18 protein-coding genes are annotated in these 17,821 nt (G+C 39.9%); 8 read left to right on the top strand and 10 right to left on the bottom strand.

What is annotated here, in order from left to right:
• Positions 1-10 precede the first annotated feature (10 nt).
• Complete coding sequence (locus GKR92_09075; GenBank protein QMU61838.1) at positions 11-1,771, bottom strand: arginine--tRNA ligase; 1,761 nt, start codon at positions 1,769-1,771, stop codon at positions 11-13.
• A 112-nt stretch (positions 1,772-1,883) separates the two neighbouring features.
• Positions 1,884-4,091, bottom strand: a complete 2,208-nt coding sequence (locus tag GKR92_09070; protein ID QMU61837.1) for a primosomal protein N' — start codon at positions 4,089-4,091, stop codon at positions 1,884-1,886.
• Positions 4,092-4,524: 433 nt separating this feature from the next.
• On the opposite strand from GKR92_09070, the gene GKR92_09065 reads away from it, so the two are divergent.
• The 8 genes from GKR92_09065 (at position 4,525) to GKR92_09030 (ending at position 9,831) form a co-directional block, all read left to right on the top strand.
• A complete protein-coding gene (locus tag GKR92_09065) occupies positions 4,525-5,028 on the top strand; it encodes an RNA polymerase sigma factor (GenBank protein ID QMU62762.1) in 504 nt (167 codons plus the stop codon).
• Positions 5,025-5,378 carry a hypothetical protein gene (locus GKR92_09060; protein QMU61836.1) on the top strand — a complete coding sequence of 118 codons (354 nt, stop codon included), beginning with the start codon at positions 5,025-5,027 and terminating at the stop codon, positions 5,376-5,378. Before GKR92_09065 ends, GKR92_09060 begins: the two co-directional genes overlap by 4 nt.
• A 24-nt stretch (positions 5,379-5,402) precedes the next feature.
• Positions 5,403-5,783: a DUF3106 domain-containing protein gene (locus GKR92_09055; protein QMU61835.1), complete on the top strand. Its 381-nt coding sequence runs from the start codon at positions 5,403-5,405 to the stop codon at positions 5,781-5,783.
• A 130-nt stretch (positions 5,784-5,913) separates the two neighbouring features.
• Positions 5,914-6,867 (top strand): diguanylate cyclase, encoded by a 954-nt coding sequence (locus GKR92_09050; GenBank protein ID QMU61834.1) that lies wholly within the window; start codon positions 5,914-5,916, stop codon positions 6,865-6,867.
• Between the two features lie 226 nt (positions 6,868-7,093).
• Complete coding sequence (locus GKR92_09045; GenBank protein ID QMU62761.1) at positions 7,094-7,639, top strand: HNH endonuclease; 546 nt, start codon at positions 7,094-7,096, stop codon at positions 7,637-7,639.
• Positions 7,640-7,803: 164 nt separating this feature from the next.
• Positions 7,804-8,904, top strand: coding sequence for a ferrochelatase (locus GKR92_09040; protein ID QMU61833.1), 1,101 nt, complete (start codon positions 7,804-7,806; stop codon positions 8,902-8,904).
• A 147-nt stretch (positions 8,905-9,051) separates the two neighbouring features.
• Complete coding sequence (locus GKR92_09035; protein QMU61832.1) at positions 9,052-9,396, top strand: hypothetical protein; 345 nt, start codon at positions 9,052-9,054, stop codon at positions 9,394-9,396.
• Between the two features lie 111 nt (positions 9,397-9,507).
• Positions 9,508-9,831 carry a hypothetical protein gene (locus GKR92_09030; GenBank protein ID QMU61831.1) on the top strand — a complete coding sequence of 108 codons (324 nt, stop codon included), beginning with the start codon at positions 9,508-9,510 and terminating at the stop codon, positions 9,829-9,831.
• Between the two features lie 50 nt (positions 9,832-9,881).
• Here GKR92_09030 and GKR92_09025 read toward each other — a convergent pair whose 3' ends face one another.
• From GKR92_09025 to rdgB, 8 genes are all read right to left on the bottom strand, one after another.
• Positions 9,882-10,454 carry a pseudouridine synthase gene (locus tag GKR92_09025; protein ID QMU61830.1) on the bottom strand — a complete coding sequence of 191 codons (573 nt, stop codon included), beginning with the start codon at positions 10,452-10,454 and terminating at the stop codon, positions 9,882-9,884.
• A gap of 14 nt (positions 10,455-10,468) precedes the next feature.
• On the bottom strand, positions 10,469-11,359 hold the full coding sequence (locus GKR92_09020) for a flap endonuclease (protein ID QMU61829.1): 891 nt from the start codon (positions 11,357-11,359) through the stop codon (positions 10,469-10,471).
• Positions 11,360-11,436: 77 nt separating this feature from the next.
• Positions 11,437-12,903 carry a M48 family metalloprotease gene (locus tag GKR92_09015; protein ID QMU61828.1) on the bottom strand — a complete coding sequence of 489 codons (1,467 nt, stop codon included), beginning with the start codon at positions 12,901-12,903 and terminating at the stop codon, positions 11,437-11,439.
• A gap of 241 nt (positions 12,904-13,144) precedes the next feature.
• Complete coding sequence (gene rpmE / locus GKR92_09010) at positions 13,145-13,354, bottom strand: 50S ribosomal protein L31 (protein QMU61827.1); 210 nt, start codon at positions 13,352-13,354, stop codon at positions 13,145-13,147.
• Positions 13,355-13,783: 429 nt separating this feature from the next.
• Positions 13,784-13,981: a CPXCG motif-containing cysteine-rich protein gene (locus GKR92_09005; GenBank protein ID QMU61826.1), complete on the bottom strand. Its 198-nt coding sequence runs from the start codon at positions 13,979-13,981 to the stop codon at positions 13,784-13,786.
• On the bottom strand, positions 13,978-15,852 hold the full coding sequence (locus GKR92_09000; GenBank protein ID QMU61825.1) for a hypothetical protein: 1,875 nt from the start codon (positions 15,850-15,852) through the stop codon (positions 13,978-13,980). Before GKR92_09000 ends, GKR92_09005 begins: the two co-directional genes overlap by 4 nt.
• A gap of 148 nt (positions 15,853-16,000) precedes the next feature.
• Complete coding sequence (hemW, locus tag GKR92_08995) at positions 16,001-17,188, bottom strand: radical SAM family heme chaperone HemW (GenBank protein QMU61824.1); 1,188 nt, start codon at positions 17,186-17,188, stop codon at positions 16,001-16,003.
• Between the two features lie 37 nt (positions 17,189-17,225).
• Entirely contained in the window at positions 17,226-17,819 is a 594-nt protein-coding gene (gene rdgB / locus GKR92_08990; GenBank protein QMU61823.1) for an RdgB/HAM1 family non-canonical purine NTP pyrophosphatase, read from the bottom strand.
• Between the last annotated feature and the right edge of the window lie 2 nt (positions 17,820-17,821).

The following is a 17,821-nucleotide window of genomic DNA, read 5'->3' as shown; positions in this document are numbered from 1 at the left end:
AACCTGCTCTTTACATTCTTTGGGGTGCACTTACATCAAGAAGCGTCAAGCCGTTATGGATGACAATTTTGGTGGCATATATTAACTTAAGTCTAGCATTCCGTAATACGACATCATCAACTAATACCTTATTTTCTTTTTTGTCATAAAAACTATGGAAAGCATTCGCCACATCGCGCAGATAGTTTACTAAAATATGTGGAGATAGTTTATCTGCAGAAGATGAAATACTTTCAGTAAATTGACTTAATATTTTCAATATATTTTTTTCATATTCATTCGATAATTTCTCAGTATCTGCATTAATAACGGTTTGATCATTCATATCGATGCCTGCTTGTTCAAATATCCTACAAATTCTGGCATGTACATATTGCACATAGAAAACAGGATTATCCTTCGATTGCGAGGTAGCAAGATCCAAATCAAAGTCTAAATGCTGTTCATGTTTGCGCATTACATAAAAAAAGCGTGCAGCATCTTTACCCACTTGTTTACGAAGCTCGCGCAAGGTAACAAACTCACCAGAACGCGTAGACATTGCAAGTTTCTCACCGCCTCTATACAGATTTGCAAATTGTACTAATGGAATTTGCAAGCATTTAGGATCTTTGCCTAATGCTTGCACCGCAGCTTTTATCCGCGTTATATAGCCGTGATGATCTGCGCCCCAGATATTAATTAGTTTGTCAAAGCCACGTTGATATTTGTCTAAGTGATAAGCTATATCAGATGCAAAATATGTATGCGAGCCATTAGCACGAACTAAAACTCGATCTTTTTCGTCGCCAAAGTTAGTACTACGAAACCAAATTGCATCATCTTTAATGTAACTGTGACCGTTTTCTTCTAGCGTTGCGAGTGCAGCGTGTACCTTGTTATTGGTTACTAGTGATTTTTCTGAAAACCAATTATCATAATGTACACCGAATAATTCTAAATCGTCTTTGATATCATTAGTGATCGTATCTAAAGCACATTTGGTAAAAGTGCCATAACCACTTTCACCTAATAAAGTTTTAGTTTTAGCAATGATGGCATCGATATAAACTTCTTTATCGCCACCTTTGGGTTCGTCAGCAGGTAGGTCGGACACCCATTCTTGAGTTGCGTGGTTATATTTATCAGCATGTTCACGATGTAATGTGGCTGCAATATCCCAAACATAATCGCCTTGATAACCATTAGTAGGGAATGCAAATTTTTCATCACATAATTCTAAATAACGCAGCCAAACAGATGCAGTCAGGATATCGATCTGTCTGCCGGCATCATTTACATAATATTCGCGCTGTACTTCATAACCTACTGCGGCTAATAGATTTCCAATAGTAGCGCCATAAGCTGCACCTCTACCATGACCTACATGTAAGGGTCCTGTAGGGTTTGCGGATACGAATTCAATCTGTACTTTTTTATCCGCATAAATTTTTGAAAGACCGTATTGGTCTTGTTGCTGCATGATGATATTAAGCACCTCACCATGTAAGTTTTCTTGTATATAAAAGTTAAGAAAACCAGGTCCAGCAATTTCAATTTTTGCCACGATAGGGTCTTCAGGCATGTTAGCCAGTAGCATTTCTGCTAATTTTCGAGGCGGTATTTTCGCTTGTTTCGCGAGTTGCAAAGCAACATTGCAGGCAAAGTCTCCATGAGTTTTATCTTTACTGCGAGCCACATGCACATCTGTTCTTAGATCTTCGGAAATGCTTCCAGCCGATTGAAGATTCGCTATTGCTGCGCTGATAAGTTTGGCTATTTGTGATTGCATGTAGGCAGGTTTGGGTCTTTAAAGGCGTTGCATTGTACTGAATTTCAGAAGATTTGCGTTAGTTATGATAGTGAATAAAGTAGAGATAGCCTAGTTCATTTCTAGTAAATCGTTAATTCATCTCTAGGGGGTCAACCTCAATATCCCACCGTACGCGCTTGGCGAGTGGCCGTGCGGTGATCGCTTGGGTCCAATTGGTTAAATTTTGTTGAATTGATTTCCTGTGCTTGGCAAAAATAATCAACTGGCTTTGATACATTCCTGCTTTACGCTCCATCATTGCAGGAATAGGCCCATAGATAGTTAAGCCCTGAATGTTTTCTTTTTCCATGAGAGATTTAACGTCCTGTAAAAAGTTTTGTGTCAACCCCATACTATTGGCACGCGCACGAACCATGAGCATAAAGGTGTAGGGGGGTAGGGCGCATTCTTTGCGAATTTTTAATGCTTCTTTACTAAAAGCGGTATACCCCTCGGCCAATAAACAATTTAATTGCGGGTGTTCTGGCAAATAGGTTTGCAGTAATACTTTACCTTTTTTTGTACTTCGTCCAGCCCGGCCTGCGACCTGTACAAGTAACTGCGCAAGACGCTCGGTAGCACGAAAGTCAGTACTGAATAGACCATGATCAACATTCAAAATGCCGACTAAAGTAACATTGGGGAAATCATGTCCTTTGGATAACATTTGTGTGCCAATAACGATCTGATATTTGCCAGAATGAATTTCATTCAGCTTCTCTTCTAAGGCATTTTTTTTACGTGTACTGTCGCGATCAATACGTGTGATCGCTGTATTCGGAAAAATTTCTTTTAATTTATTCTCAATTCTTTGTGTACCTTCGCCCAACCATAAAAGTTTATCTGAGTTACACGTGGGGCAAATTTCAGGAACTTTTTCTTCCTTCATACAATGGTGACATTTTAAAATATTTCTTTTTTTGTAAAATGTCATACGCGCATCGCACCTTGTGCATTCTGCTATCCATGCGCATTCTTGGCAGAGTATGGTTGGAGCGTAACCGCGACGGTTTAAAAATAATAGTATTTGATTGCCGTTCGCTAGCTCAGTTAGCATCGCTTGTATGAGTTCATTAGATAGGCCGTCTGATGAAGCTACTGAACGCATATCAACTAATTTAACATCGGGGACACTTGAATCTTTTGCCCGCTTAGAAAGCACCAATTTTTGATAACGCTGGTTATTAACATTGTGCTGAGTTTCGAAAGAAGGTGTTGCAGTACCAAGTAAAATAGGTATTTTCAATTGATGGGCGCGGTAAACTGCAATATCTCGCGCATTGTAAAGAAATCCTTCGTGTTGTTTAAAAGATAGATCATGTTCTTCATCTATTATAATTAATCCAAGTTTGGAGTAGGGTAGGAAAATAGCCGAGCGCGTACCTACTACTATGCTTGCTTTATTGGTTTTTGTTGCAAGCCAAGTTTGTGCGCGTTCGTTATCGTTTAAACCTGAATGCGTTAAATGCACTTTCTCGCCTAAGCGAGATTCAATGCGTTGTAATAGTTGAGGCGTGAGACCAATTTCAGGTACAAGTATAAGAACCTGCTTCTTTTTTGCTATTACATCTGCAGCTAGAGATAAATAAACTTCAGTTTTTCCACTACCGGTAACACCATCTAATAAACAACAATTAAATTTATTAAGCTTAGTGGTTAATTCCTCATAAGCTTGTTGTTGCTCTGTGTTTAAGTTCAATTTCTCTATTGATTTTTCAGTGCTTATTGATTGGGGTAAAATTTCTTGTTGAACCTTCTTTATGAAATTTTTACTCAAAAGCGCATTCATAGCGCTTCGCCAATTAGGCATATGAATTGCGACTTCTTCAGCACTGAGTCCGTTGGGGCTCGCTTTTAATAACTCAACGATTAAACGTTGTTTGGGTGCACGAGCTAATTCAGAATCTAAATTTTGATCAGTGGATAATTTGTATAGTGTGCTGGTTGTGGGAGTAATTAACTTGCCTTTACGTAATACCGAAGGTAGTGCGGTAAATAATACTTCACCAATAGCTTGTTGATAGTATTCTGCCGCCCAGAATAATAATTCTAATAACGCCTTATCAAATATTGGTTCATCATCTAATACTTCTGTTACACGTTTGAGTTTATTGATGGGCAGTGAGCTATTAGCTGCCTTTTTTATAATTAGACCAATCAGCTTGCGTGCTCCAAATTGCACACGTACACGTGTACCTATTTTGTAATGTTTAAAATCCAGGTCTTTAGCAGGTAAATACTCAAACGTCTGGTATAGCGGGATGGGTAAAGCAATGATTAAAACAGAGGGAGAATTCATACGTATTTGTGGATAACTCTGTGAATAAAATCGCTAACAAATATGAGAATATAAAGATTTAATTGCATTGAATGGGTAAATATACGGTTTTAGTACCCTTAAAGTACTGATATTCATAGTTAAAATATTTTATCGAACTGCATTAAGCTGAAACTTATACTGGATTTTCTAATTACAGGATAATGTGCATAAACTACATTAACATTGTGAACTATCTAATGCTTTTACTTAGGTGAATATGTCAACCAAATGAGCGCTCATGCGTTGTTAATATTGTAAGGGCATTCTATGTCGTGAAATGTGGTTCTTCCACATAGTTAGCCAGCCTATCAGCACGGTATATGATTTTGCTGAAAGATTTAATTAATAAAGCTGCTGAATAAATGAGGAAAGTTTGAATTCAACACAGTCACAGCAGCTTGAAGAGTTTCTAATGAAGACGGAAAGACGTGCCTTTCGTATGGCTCAACTGTCAACTAGAAACCGAGAAGACGCTTTAGATGTAGTGCAGGATGCCATGATGCAGTTAGCGAGTAAGTATGCCAATAAGCCTGCGGATCAGTGGGCGCCGCTGTTTTATCGCATACTGAATAATCGCATAATGGACTTTCACCGCAAAAACACCACGCAAAGCCGCTGGCGGGTTTGGTTTAGCAATGCTGATGATGAAGACGATGGTTATGATCCAGTGCAGCACGCACCTAGTAGTGATTTAGGTCCCGGTGCAGTTGCAGATTTAGATGACTCTGTTGAACGCGTCGATCATTTTATTCAACAGTTATCGCCACGTCAGAGACAGGCTTTTTTATTGCGTGCTTGGGAAGGTATGGATGTAGCAGAAACCGCAAAGATTATGAAATGTTCACAAGGAAGTGTAAAAACACATTACTCAAGAGCTGTGCATTTTTTGCGTGAACAATTACAGGAAAACTTATGAACAAAGATGACCAAAATGTAAATGATGAAAAACTAGTTTCAATAGTATGTGATGCTTTGGATGATTCTATAAATCGCATCGATGCAGAAACCAGTCAACGTATTGTAGCGGCTAGACAGCAAGCTTTAGATAAACCCTCTAGAGGGTTTAATGTACCTAAGCTGTTTGCAGCTGCGGCTACAGCCTTCTCAATTTTTATCGCAGTAGTGATTGTAACCACACAATTGAATCAGCCCATGGATGCCGAAGAGGTTCAAGAAATTGAGCTTGTCGCTACTCAAGATGCAACTGAATTATACGAAGAGCTAGAGTTTTATACTTGGTTAGTCGAAGAAGATGTTACAAGTTAATAGGCAACAATACTGAATCCGCTGATGAGTAAAGTACTTACTACAATTATCTTGCTAATGCTTTGTGTGAGCGCGCATGCACAAGATCCCATTGCGTGGGATGATTTAAGTGCTGAGCAGCAGCGAGTGTTGAAAAAGTTTGAAGGCAAATGGTCTGATTTACCCCCGCACAAGCAAAATAAGTTGTCACGTGGCGCTCAGAATTGGCAAAACATGACGCCAGAAAAACAAGATAAAGTTCGTGAACGTTACAAGTGGTACAAGGATTTACCGCCAGAGAAAAGAGAAAGATTGCGTGAGAAATGGCAGAGCATGTCTCCGGAAGAGCGTAAAGCATTTCGTAAAAAACACAAAGGTAAGCATAAGCAGAAAAAGAAAAAAGGCAGTTGGAATAAAGACCACTAATTTGACGCTATATAAATACTTGTCATTACAATTATCTATTTAGCGCTTATAGGCCTGAACGAACCAATACTGTTTTGCATTCACACATCTTTAGGATAAAGTATATTCTTTAACCAGCACTATTTACTTCATGACTATAGCGCCTGGCGATACCCGACAACTTTCCACGCTGTCACGGCTTGGTTTGTTTGGTGCGGTAGATTTGGAGCAATGTTCCGAGTTATTGGTTAAGTGTTCAAGTAAGTCTTTAAACCCTGGTCAGATGTTGTTGTATAAAGACCAGGAGAATCACTCCATGTATGTCATTGTTGACGGCCATTTAGGTATGCATCTTCAAGAAGATGCATCCGCAGTTGTGACATTAAATCCTGGCGATACGGTAGGCGAAATGTCTGTCATTGGTGGTCAAGCGACAAGTGCATTTGTAATTGCCCAATCCAACTGCAAAGTACTAGAAATTCCTGAAAAGCTTTTATGGGAATTTGTTTCCAGTGATTTAAATTTCGCAAAAAATTTAATGAAGCTATTTGTTAAGCGTATGCTTGATTTAAATCGTTTGCTGTACCAACGCATGCATGAAGAAGCTAGAAGTAAAATTAAAGCAGAAAAAGATCAAGCAACCGGTTTATATAATATGGAGTGGATGAAGGAAACACTGCCGTATGAAATGACGCGCTGCGCAATGCGCAATCGTGCATTGTCGATCATGATTCTAAAGATCGATCGTTATGATAATTTTGTTCATTCTTACGGATCCTATACAGCAGATAAAATATTTCAAGCGGTGGCTAATGCAGTGCAAATTCAGCTGCGTGGTATGGATATGGCCGTTAAGCACGATGAAGGATGCATAGCATTGCTATTAATTGGCACAGATGAGATCCAAGCTGAAAATGTAGTGAAACGAATACATAAAGCCGTAAACCACCTTGTCTTGGGTGATCAAAAGCTAACTGAAAAATTTACACTTTCGGTTGGTGTAGCAGAAATGGCAGAAGAAGATTATGCAGAACTGTTGATAGCAAGAACTCAGGCTGCATTAGATCGAGCTGTAAATGATGGCGGTAATCAAACTTCACACTAATTATGCAAGTAGTAACTCTTAGCCTTAATTGATGTAAATTTAAGCAACCTCAGGCTATAAGTCTCATATTTACTGAGGTTTTAAGAATTTTATATTATCTCTCTGGTCAAATCTTTAATTGCAATGCTTTACGGTTTACCTATACAGTTTGCAACCTAAGGCTATCGTTGGAGTAACCAGAGTGATTGATCTCGGTCTACAAATACTACGCACGGATGTGTCAGGTATGCCAATGGAATGGATTAACTACCAAGATGCTGCGCGTCTATATCATGTCGGGCAGGTGGCTTATACATGTGGTGAGCGTATGTATGAGATACACGGAGGTATTAATGCACGCAGTGGTCTTAGAAGCACATTAGATGTTCATTCGATTATTGCTACCTACGGCAATAATAAGTCTTTGCACGATAGCTATGTTCCTCCACTTAATAACCGAACCTTATTCAAGCGCGATGCAAATTTGTGTTTGTATTGTGGCGATCACTTTGATCGTCGTGAATTATCCCGCGATCATGTGCGTCCCATCAGCCAAGGTGGTGTAGATCTTTGGAATAATGTGGTGACTGCCTGTAAGCGCTGTAATAACCACAAAGCCGGCCAAACACCTGAGGAAGCGGGGATGCAGTTATTAGCGATCCCGTTTAGTCCTACGCATGCAGAGTATATATATTTACAAGGCCGCAGAGTACTTGCGGATCAAATGAAGTTTTTGCTCGCCCATTTCCCACGTACAAGCCCTTTGCATCAACGGCTCAGCAACTTGACGTAATGGCCTAAAGTATAAGCCTGCCCAATAGATTGAGCTAGAAGATTGAACCAGTAGATTAAACAAGACAGATCGTCTATAAAAACTCGTGAAGTTTTGCTTATAGACAGGAAATTACAGTAGTCTTAGTTTAAAGTCTTTACCTTAAAAAATAATTCAAAACACTCATGCCAAAATTTCAAGGCAGTCAAAATTATGCGCACGGCAGTAATACTTGCCTGGGTGTGTTAATTACTAATCTGGGCACACCTGAAGCGCCTACCCCGCGAGCGATTAGAAAATACTTAGCTGAATTTCTTTGGGATCCACGTGTGGTTGAAATCCCAAGGCCTATTTGGTGGTTGATTTTACATGGTGTAATTTTACGCACGCGTCCACGGGCAAAGTCAGGAGACTATGCAAAAGTATGGACCGATGAAGGTTCGCCACTTTTAGTAATTAGTAAACAGCAGCGTGATGCGTTGCAAACCAAGCTTAGTAATCTTTGCTCGGGTCCAGTAAAAGTTGAACTTGCCATGCGTTATGGGCAACCTTCCATCACTTCAGCTTTAGAAAACTTAAAAGCGCAAGGTGCACGTAGAATTTTATTATTTCCGTTATATCCTCAATATTCAGCTAGCACAACGGCTTCAACATTTGATGCGGTAGCAAAAGTATTTATGCAGCAACGTTGGATGCCTGAACTTCGAATGGTAAATAATTATGGTGCTGATGAAGGCTATATCAATGCTTGTGCTACACAAATCCAGAATCACTGGGATAATCATTCGCAAAGCCAAGAATTAATATTTTCATTTCATGGTCTACCGAAACGAAATTTAGAGCTAGGCGATCCCTATCATTGTGAATGCCAACAAACGGCCAGGCTTATTGCAGAGAAATTAAATTTAAATGAATCGCAATGGCGGTTAACATTTCAATCACGGTTTGGTAGAGCAGAATGGATGCAACCCTATACGATTAAAACTATGGAAGAACTTCCTGGTGAAGGGGTTAAGTCTATCGATGTGTTTTGCCCGGGTTTTTCAGCAGACTGTATAGAAACACTTGAAGAGATTAGTTTAGAGAACCGCGATGTATTCTTACATGCAGGTGGCGAGTCATTTAGTTATATTGCAGGCCTTAATGCAGAGGCTGTTCATATTGATGCACTTGCAAATATTGTTATGCAGCACACTCAAGGTTGGCCTGAAGTGTCATCAAACTATCAAGGGTCTGATGAGGGTACTGCTAAAGAACGTGCAATGAAGTTGGGCGCTATGCAATAACGAATGACCGCTACGACCGCCATGGATGGTGGAAGTGCAGAAATTGCACGACTGCATGGGTGCAGGAGATAGAGCAACGCAATAGCAGTTGCCGAGGAGAAAATTTCTACCAATCTAATACAGACATTCGACTTAATGATTAATTAAATGGCTACTAATGATTTTCGAGAAAACTTAATTAGTTTATTGCGCACTATTGCTTCGGATGGAAGTCAGCACAAATATGAAAAAGAAGTATCAATAGGAAATGTTTCGGAAGAATTAATATGCGGGTGGTGTGATGATTTATATCATCCAAATACATCGTTGTTTGAATCAGCATTTAATTCTCAAGAACGAAGAGAGTTAGATAGGTTTAATTACTTTTTTGATAAATATATAAATTCAATTCCTGAAAAGCAAAAATTAATTGATTTGCAAAATAGCTATGAATGGAAAGAAATACAATCATTGGCTAGTCAGACAATAATTAAATGTGGCTGGGACGAATGACCGTTAACGACCCAAAGCGGACATAAATTTCTGAAATAATGTAAAGAAAAATAAAGCACAACACGGATTAGTAATTTTGTAATTATCGAAAAACAATATCGAGGTAATAGCATGACATTTGCAAAGGAATGGAAAACAGTACAGGCAAAAATTCACAAGAACGCAGTAGATCGTGGATTTTGGGACAACGAGCGCAACGAGGGCGAATTGATTGCGCTGATTCATTCTGAGTTAAGTGAGGGGCTAGAGGCATTGCGCAAAGATTTAGATGACGACAAAGTCCCAGAATTTAAAGGCATAGAGGCTGAGTTAGCGGACGCTGTAATTCGCATTATGGATTATGCGGAAGGGTACAACTACAGAGTGGTCGAAGCTATCGAAGCGAAGATGGCTATGAATAAAACTAGAGAGAGAATGCACGGCAAGAAATTTTAATTACGTTATCTAAATATAACGGCTTATAGTTCAAAGCGGACATTATCTAACTATATTTTAAAATTTTTAATATCCATACTTTTGTACTCGCCAAGAGTAAGCGGGCCTAATTCAATTGGCCCAATCTGGTGGCGGATCAGTCTAAGGGTTGGATGATTCACGGCTGCCGTCATGCGCCGTACTTGTCGGTTGCGACCTTCTTTTATCACGATATCTAACCATTGTGTGGGGATGGTTTTGCGAAAGCGAATGGGCGGATCGCGTTCCCATAAGTTTTTTGGTTCATCTATACGCGTGACTTCTGCGGGGAGTGTTATTCCATCTTTTAACTCAACGCCTTGCCTTAGTGCGTGTAATGCTTCATCACTGACTTCACCTTCTACTTGCGCCCAATAATGTTTGGTCCATTTGAACTTAGGGTCAGCAATGCGTTGTTGTAGTTTGCCATCGTCGGTAAGGAGCAATAAACCTTCGCTATCTTTATCTAAACGGCCAGCAGCATATACATTAGGAGTATCGATGTAGTCTTTTAGCGTTTGCCTGTTCGAATTATTATTGGCATCCGAGTCCGTAAACTGGCTGAGTACACCAAAAGGTTTGTTGAATGCAATTAATTTTGCCATCTAACTTACTTGAGCTAGGCAGCTTTTAAAAATCTCATCCACTTTTCGCGCCGGAATTCACCAAAATTTAACACCTCAAATAAATCATTCAGCATGGTGAAGTCGGGCATGTTGCGTTTCAGTGTGACACTGTCATCAAGTTCAACTTCACAGTGAATTTCAGTGAGCTTTTTATATAAAAGCAATTCTTCTTCATGGTCAGCTAGTAAGCCCTGTATACGTTTGGCACCGCGTATTTTCATTTCACTGACTTTATGAATATTTCGCAATAGTTCGTCGAGACTTGAAAACTTGTTTAACAACTTTGCAGCAGTGGCCATACCGATTCCAGGTACTCCTGGGATGTTGTCGGCAGTATCACCGGCAATTGCAAGCTGATCTGCTATTTGATTTGGGTACACCCCAAACTTTTTTTTGATTTGTGGGATAGAATTGCGTTCGCCTTTAGCAAAATTCCAAAAAATATCATCTTCAGTGATGAGCTGTGCGAGATCTTTGTCTGCAGATAGAATCGTAATAGGGTGGCCTTGATTGCGCATACGTGTCGCTAAGGTGCCGATTAAGTCATCTGCTTCATAATGTGGGCTGCCAATTTCGCAAATCCCTAAAGCTTCTATAAATTCTCGGCAATACTTAAATTGGCGTTTTAATTCTATAGGCGCTGGATCACGGTTCGCTTTGTACTCTGGGAACATTTCATTTCGAAATGAAGACTTCAAGCTTTCATCAAAAGTAAACGCTACATATTTGGGTTTAGCTTGTTGTAGAAATTGATAGACAAAATCTGCGAAACCATACACTGCATTTACTGGTTCATTGGCTTGATTTACAACACTATCCGGTACCGTGAACCAGGCACGGAAAACATAGATACTAGAATCTATTAAGTAGACGTTATCGGTCAAAATATTAAAGAGATGTGCATAAAAAAAGCGACTCTACTAGAGAGTCGCTTTGAAGTCATCAACAGAGGTTTGTAGGTTTATTGTACGATTTTAATCAGTTGTCCAGCTTTTGGTTCACCCTCAGGGTACATGCCGTTAAGTAAACGTAGTTGCTCAACTGGATGATTTTGTAGATCAGAACGCTTGGCTAGTTTTGCAAAGGTGTCTCCCGACTTTGCACGTATTATCTTGATGTTTTTTGGTTTAGCTAATTTTCTTTCGGCAGTTTTAAGTTGGCGCATGCTTTTAATGGCGCCTAATCCTACAGAGTCATACTTATCCAACGCTGCACTATCTTTACCAGCAATTAAAACTTGATAAATACGTTTACCGTGGAAAACAGCAGCAACACGACTGGGTACACTTCCATTTTTAGTAGAAAGATTGGTATAGCCAGTATAGCCTTGGAAGTTAGCCGTTTGGACAGGTTGACCTTTAGTCACTTTACCTTTGAACTGTTCATCCAAATATTGTTTTGGTGTTTGTTTCTTGTTCAGGTCATCAATCGTGATTTGTAGTTGTACATCACCTGTTTTCGGTGTGGCGATGAGGCGGTCTGGTAAATTATTTACTTTCCAGCCTTCAGGGAATGCAACAAATAAATTTAAATCACTATGATAGAACCTATTCTTACGTAGCACACCGTCTTGTTCGGCAGTACCTAAGACTGCGCCATCCATATATTTTAAAAACTTCTCGCGACCTGCTTCACGAGTAGCAGCGGTTTTAATTTTATCTGCTGCGCCTATTACTTCTTGTAAGCGCGCATCATTTGCAGGGTGAGTAGAGAATGTGCCGTGATAAGCGCGAGGTTCGCGACCTTCTTCTTTAGCGAGTTGCTTATCAAAATCTTCCTGGTCTTTAAGAATTTCAACTACCTTAAGCATTTCTTGAGGGTCGTAGCCCACATTAGCTAAATACTCAGCGCCTAAGCGATCGGCTTCTAATTCATGGTTGCGGCCATAACCACGTATCAATGCTGTACTTCCAACATTGGCAGCTTGTGCAGCTTGGCCACTACCGGTAAGAATTCCAACGCCTGCACCTAAGATGCCTGCAACCGTTCCAGCACTTTGTTGGCGCACACCATGGCGAGCGGTAATGTGTCCTAGCTCATGTCCTAATACACCAGCAAGTTCGGCTTCAGAATTCATATAAGCCATGATGTCGCGAGTGATGTATAGGTAACCGCCAGGGAGTGCAAAAGCGTTTATTTGTGGGCTGTCTAAAACCGTTACATGGTAAACTAAATTACTACGATGACTCTTATTGCCTATTTCTTCTACAAGACCTTCAACATAACTTTGTAAAGCCGGATCATTGTAAGGACGGTATTGTTTCATCACTTGTTGATGAGCTTGTTTGCCTAGATTGATTTCCTGCTCTTCAGACATCAATACAAAATCTTGTTTGCCGGTAACAGGGTTTGTGGCACAACCCGAAAAGAAAAGGCTTCCAAGTAGGAATATGCTCAATACGAAAAGGTTTGCTTGCTTGCCCATCATCGATTCCTCATTTTTTTTGGCTTCAATTTTTTGCTTGGTGTTCTGTTTATATTTTGACGTAGATTAACCATATAAAGTTTCCACTTTTACATATACTTTTTTATAATATGCGCAATCGTAGCCCTGATTTGGCGATAAGCCAAATGTCAGTAATGATAAAACCCTAAATTAGAGGGTGTTATAAATAGACTGTGTAATGTTTGCTATGGGGTTTGCTAGATAAGCAAGAGCAAGATTTGTGTTAGCTTTTGTTGCCGTAACGTTTGCGGAATTTATCTACCTGACCAGCAGTATCCACAATCTTTTGTTTACCCGTAAAGAATGGGTGACACTTAGAGCATACATCAATGCTCATGGCGTCATTACCATAAGTGGAGCGAGTAGCAAAGGTGTTACCACAGCTGCACGTCACATTAACTTCTTGGTAATTTGGATGTATGTCTGCTTTCATGGCCTAATAAATGTGGTATGGGTTTCTTTGTAGAGCCAGCGGATCATACGCAACCCTAAACGCCAACTCAAGTGTCCTAATTAGGCTATCTCATTAGCCCATAGTTTGCGCCATTCCTTTATAAAATTCCTGATGATTGAGTCTTAAGTGATTGTCCAAATAGAGGTTTATCACTTATCCACAAAATCTGTGGATAAATCTGTGTGTAAATTTAAAGTCTATCGACAAAACACGAGTTTTTTGACACTTTTATTAAATCGCCTAAATAATGTACAAGAATTTAAGTTGTTGATTAGTAAAGAGTTACACCTTTAAGGGTTAGCTTGATGATTTATTGATCAATAAAACCTACTGTACATGAGGATATTGTTTCACTTGTGTATAACCCGACCGATAAATACCAAATATAGGGTCTGAAATGGCTGAATTTTAGTCTGTATCTCGTTTGGATTGGATGTTTGCTATTTCACCAGAAGAGTCAATTTGCACAGATATTTCAATAGGTGAGCAACACACTTGGCAGTCTTCTACATAGTCCTGATTACCAGCACTGCTGTCTATGAGTATTTCTAACCGCTCACCACAATAGGAGCAATCAATGCTTGAGGGTGTGAGGAGATTGTTCATTGTGGCAAATCAGCTTCTTGTTTAGGCAGGCGCGCATAAAGTTCCTCAGCGCGTAGTGGATCGTTATAAGAGATTTGATCGGCAATTTGTCGGATCAAGGCATTGCGTTGTGTTTGAGTCGGCATGCTGTGTGCAAGCTCTAATGCATATTCCACATCACTACTGGTGGCAACCCCCACAACCGAGCTAAGTAAGCTCTCGAAAATGGCTTCGCCTCTAAAGTTTTCAACCCAAGTTGCCGCTTCGTTTAAATCGTAAGATGAATAATAATAGGTAATATTCTGTGCCCAACTATCACGCACTGGGCCAGAAAGTTGCGGCAAGTAACTTGCCGCTAAATCTGGATCTACGCTAGCCAGTTGATTGCCGATACTAATCAACCCATTTTCTTGAACTTGCCCGCTTTTGCTGTTTACCCAAGCCATCGCTGCATCTGGATCACTATTTGCCCAGTTATATACCACGGAGTTAATCGTTTCTGCATTTACATCTGCATATGGTAATTGATCAATCATTTCTGCAGCGCGCTGGGGATCATTGTAAGAAAGGTTATCCACCACCGTTACGATAAGTTGCTTTCGTAGTGTAGGTTGTTGTGAGCTCAGTGCAATTTGCAATGCACGCTCAGGGTTTTCAGATGCAATTTGAGAGACAACAGTATTCTGTAAATATAATTGTCCAGTTGGATCTTGTTCGCGCGCCCAAGTTAAAGCTTCATCTGGTGATTGCGTACTTAAATATTGGATAACCGTTGGCGCGAGTTGCTGCTTCAATTGTTTATTGTCTAGCTGGGCTACAAAATTTGCTGCAGCTTGTGCGTCACTTGCTGCCCAAGTTTGTATCGTAGCGTTATAGGCATCCACTCGACTACGAGAAGAGGGAATATTTTCAATTATATTAAGTGCGTCTCTAGGATTCTCATTTGCTAAATAGGTAAACACCGTATAACTAATGCCGCTGGTTCTTCCTGCATTGGGCAGTGTTTGTAATTTGTCATAGGCCTCTTGAGGATCGGTCTCTGCCCATCGATATAATACGGTCTCTAATAACTGTTGACGTATGCGATTGTCGGCAATGCGTTCAACATATGAAAATGCTTGTTGAGGGTTTTGTGTGGTCCAAGTGTCTACAATTCCTTGAAGAGCACTATCTCGTTCATATCCAGTTATCATTCTCATAGCTTCTTGTATAGCGGCTTCTGGATCTTGAGAAGCTTTTTCTATTAAAGCATTGCTGACATATTGTTCTTTTGAAGATTCTATTCCTAAGCGTTTAGAAACCTCCGTTATCAACTGAATATCATTAACATTGATTGCGGTTATCACACCTTGTGATGCAGTATTTTTTTGGTAGGTGTTTTTAATGTCATTTGCGCTCTTAATAGCAGTTTCTAGATCTAGCTTTGCCCAATGCTGATATACCTGAGGAAGTAAGGAAGGATTTTTATTTTCATAGGCATCCATTGCGATGTTTGCAGCGGTTTGAGGGTCTATCTCAGTAAAACGAGCCATTAATATTTTCAATATGCCTTCACGTTGTTGTGTATTAACTACACCTGTTGCCTCTTTTAGTAACTGTTGTAAGTGAACTCTATTAGCGCGGCCTGCAATGGCATGTAACGCTTCTTGTTGTGCAAATATTGACGGTAAAGATAAAACTTCAGCAATACTGTTTAGGCTTTGATAATGTTCTTTACGCTGTAGTTGTGCAGCTTCGACTGTTATGGCCTCTGTAGTTTCAATTGGTGTTAAAAGTTTTTGGCTAAATAGATCACTCTTGGCGCCACTTCTAAAATTTTTGCCGAGCCAATATCCACATACACTCGTGAGAATTAAACTTAATACAACTAAGGGTAGCCATTTCGTTTGCATTGCAAGTACCTATTAATATTTGAAAGCAAATTTTCTAATATAATTATGTTTTAAATATGTCGGGTTTGTGTCATTGCATGTCTGTAATAAGCAAGACGACGCAACAAGCCAGAGTTGTGAGTTGAAAAAACGGACGGTGTTGAGACATTTAAGTTGTCGTGGCTTGCGGCAACCAGTTTTGTAAAACATCATCTAAAAATCGATAACCACGACCACTGCAGTGGATGTTATCGTTAGTTATTACCAATAAGCCTTCAGAAATGTGGGACTGTAAAGGCTCATTAATTATTTCAATAGGCAAGCCTGTGTGCAACTCAAATTGTTGTTTTGTAAAGCCATGCTTTAAACGTAATGCGTTTAACATAAATTCAAAAATAATATCTTCTTCGATTAACGTATGAGTACCCAAAGAAGGTTTTCCTTCATTTATGTAACGCATATATTGCTGTGGATGTTTGGGTTTTTCACAGCGAGTAATAGAATTTGGTTCATGCATAGTTGAACTTTGTTGGGTTAACTTTTGATGTGCTCCCGCACCAATACCCAAGTAATCACCAAATTGCCAATAATTAGTGTTATGCATGCATTGAAAATCGTCTTTTGCATAAGCCGATACTTCGTACTGTTGGTAACCGTGATTGGCGAGCAATTCCATTCCACTTTGTTGTATTTCCCAGCTTTCTTGGTTATCGGGTAGGCGTGGTGGTTGCCGATAAAAGCTAGTGTTCGGTTCTATGGTGAGTTGGTAGTATGAAATATGGGTTGGGTTTAGGCGGATCGCTTGTTCAATGTCGTGTAGTGCCGTGGTTAAGTTTTGTTGCGGTAGCGCATACATTAAATCGATATTAATGTTTTCAAATCCAGCTTGCTTAGCAATATTTACAGCGTTGATAGCATTTTGTGCGTCATGAATACGCCCAAGTTTTTTTAGTTGCGTGTTTGTAAAACTTTGTACACCGATGGAAATGCGATTCACTCCAGCCGCACGAAAGCCGGAAAAATTTTCTTGGTCGGTTGTGCCAGGATTGGCTTCGATGGTAATTTCTGCAGTAGGGTTTAGATTTAGTTCATTACGAATTGCGTCTATAAGGCGCTTAATGTTTTTGGCCGTAAAAATACTAGGAGTGCCGCCACCGATAAAAACACTATTGATATCTCGATCTTGCGCTTCTTTCGCATGAGATTTTAAATCAAGAATTAATGCATCAATATATTGGTCTTCGGGGAGCGTATTTTGTATTTCGTGTGAATTAAAATCACAGTAGGGGCACTTCTTGATGCACCAAGGGATATGCACATATAATGATAAAGGAATACTGTTTTCACGTTTGGTCATATTTGATCATGATGACGCATGCTCAATTCTTGTTACACTAATTTAGTTTAGAAATTAATTTCTGTAAAGCTTGTGCACGATGACTGATACGGTTTTTTTCCGCAGGCTCTAATTCAGCGGAAGAGCATCCGTGTGTCGGCACAAAAAATAACGGGTCATAGCCAAAGCCATTAGGGCCCGTTAAATCATGCAATATTATTCCTTCCCAACTGCCTTCGCAGATGAGTGGCATAGGATCTTCCGCGTGACGCATGTGCACAATGACGCATTGAAAACGTGCTGTACGGTTTTCTTCTGTTACATCTTTCATCTCAAGGAGCAGTTTTTTATTGTTGGCATCATCCGCACCATGCTTGCCGGCATATCGTGCGCTGTACACACCGGGTGCACCTTGTAGTACATCAACTTCTATACCGGAATCATCAGCCAGTGCAGGTAGACCGGTGAGTTCTGCCGCATGACGAGCTTTAATGATGGCATTTTCAACAAACGTTGTACCCGTTTCAGGAACATCAGGGACATTAAATTCTGATTGTTTAATTAGTTTAAAGCGTTGTTGATCTAGAACCGCTTGGATTTCTCTTAACTTTCCTGAGTTCCCACTGGCCAATACGATTTTCTCACTGTTCATTA

This window comes from Gammaproteobacteria bacterium, from assembly GCA_014075255.1.
Taxonomy (GTDB): Bacteria; Pseudomonadota; Gammaproteobacteria; order UBA4575; family UBA4575; genus JABDMD01.
Note: the sequence above shows the minus strand (reverse complement) of the source record. Positions and strands in the feature narration are given on the sequence as shown.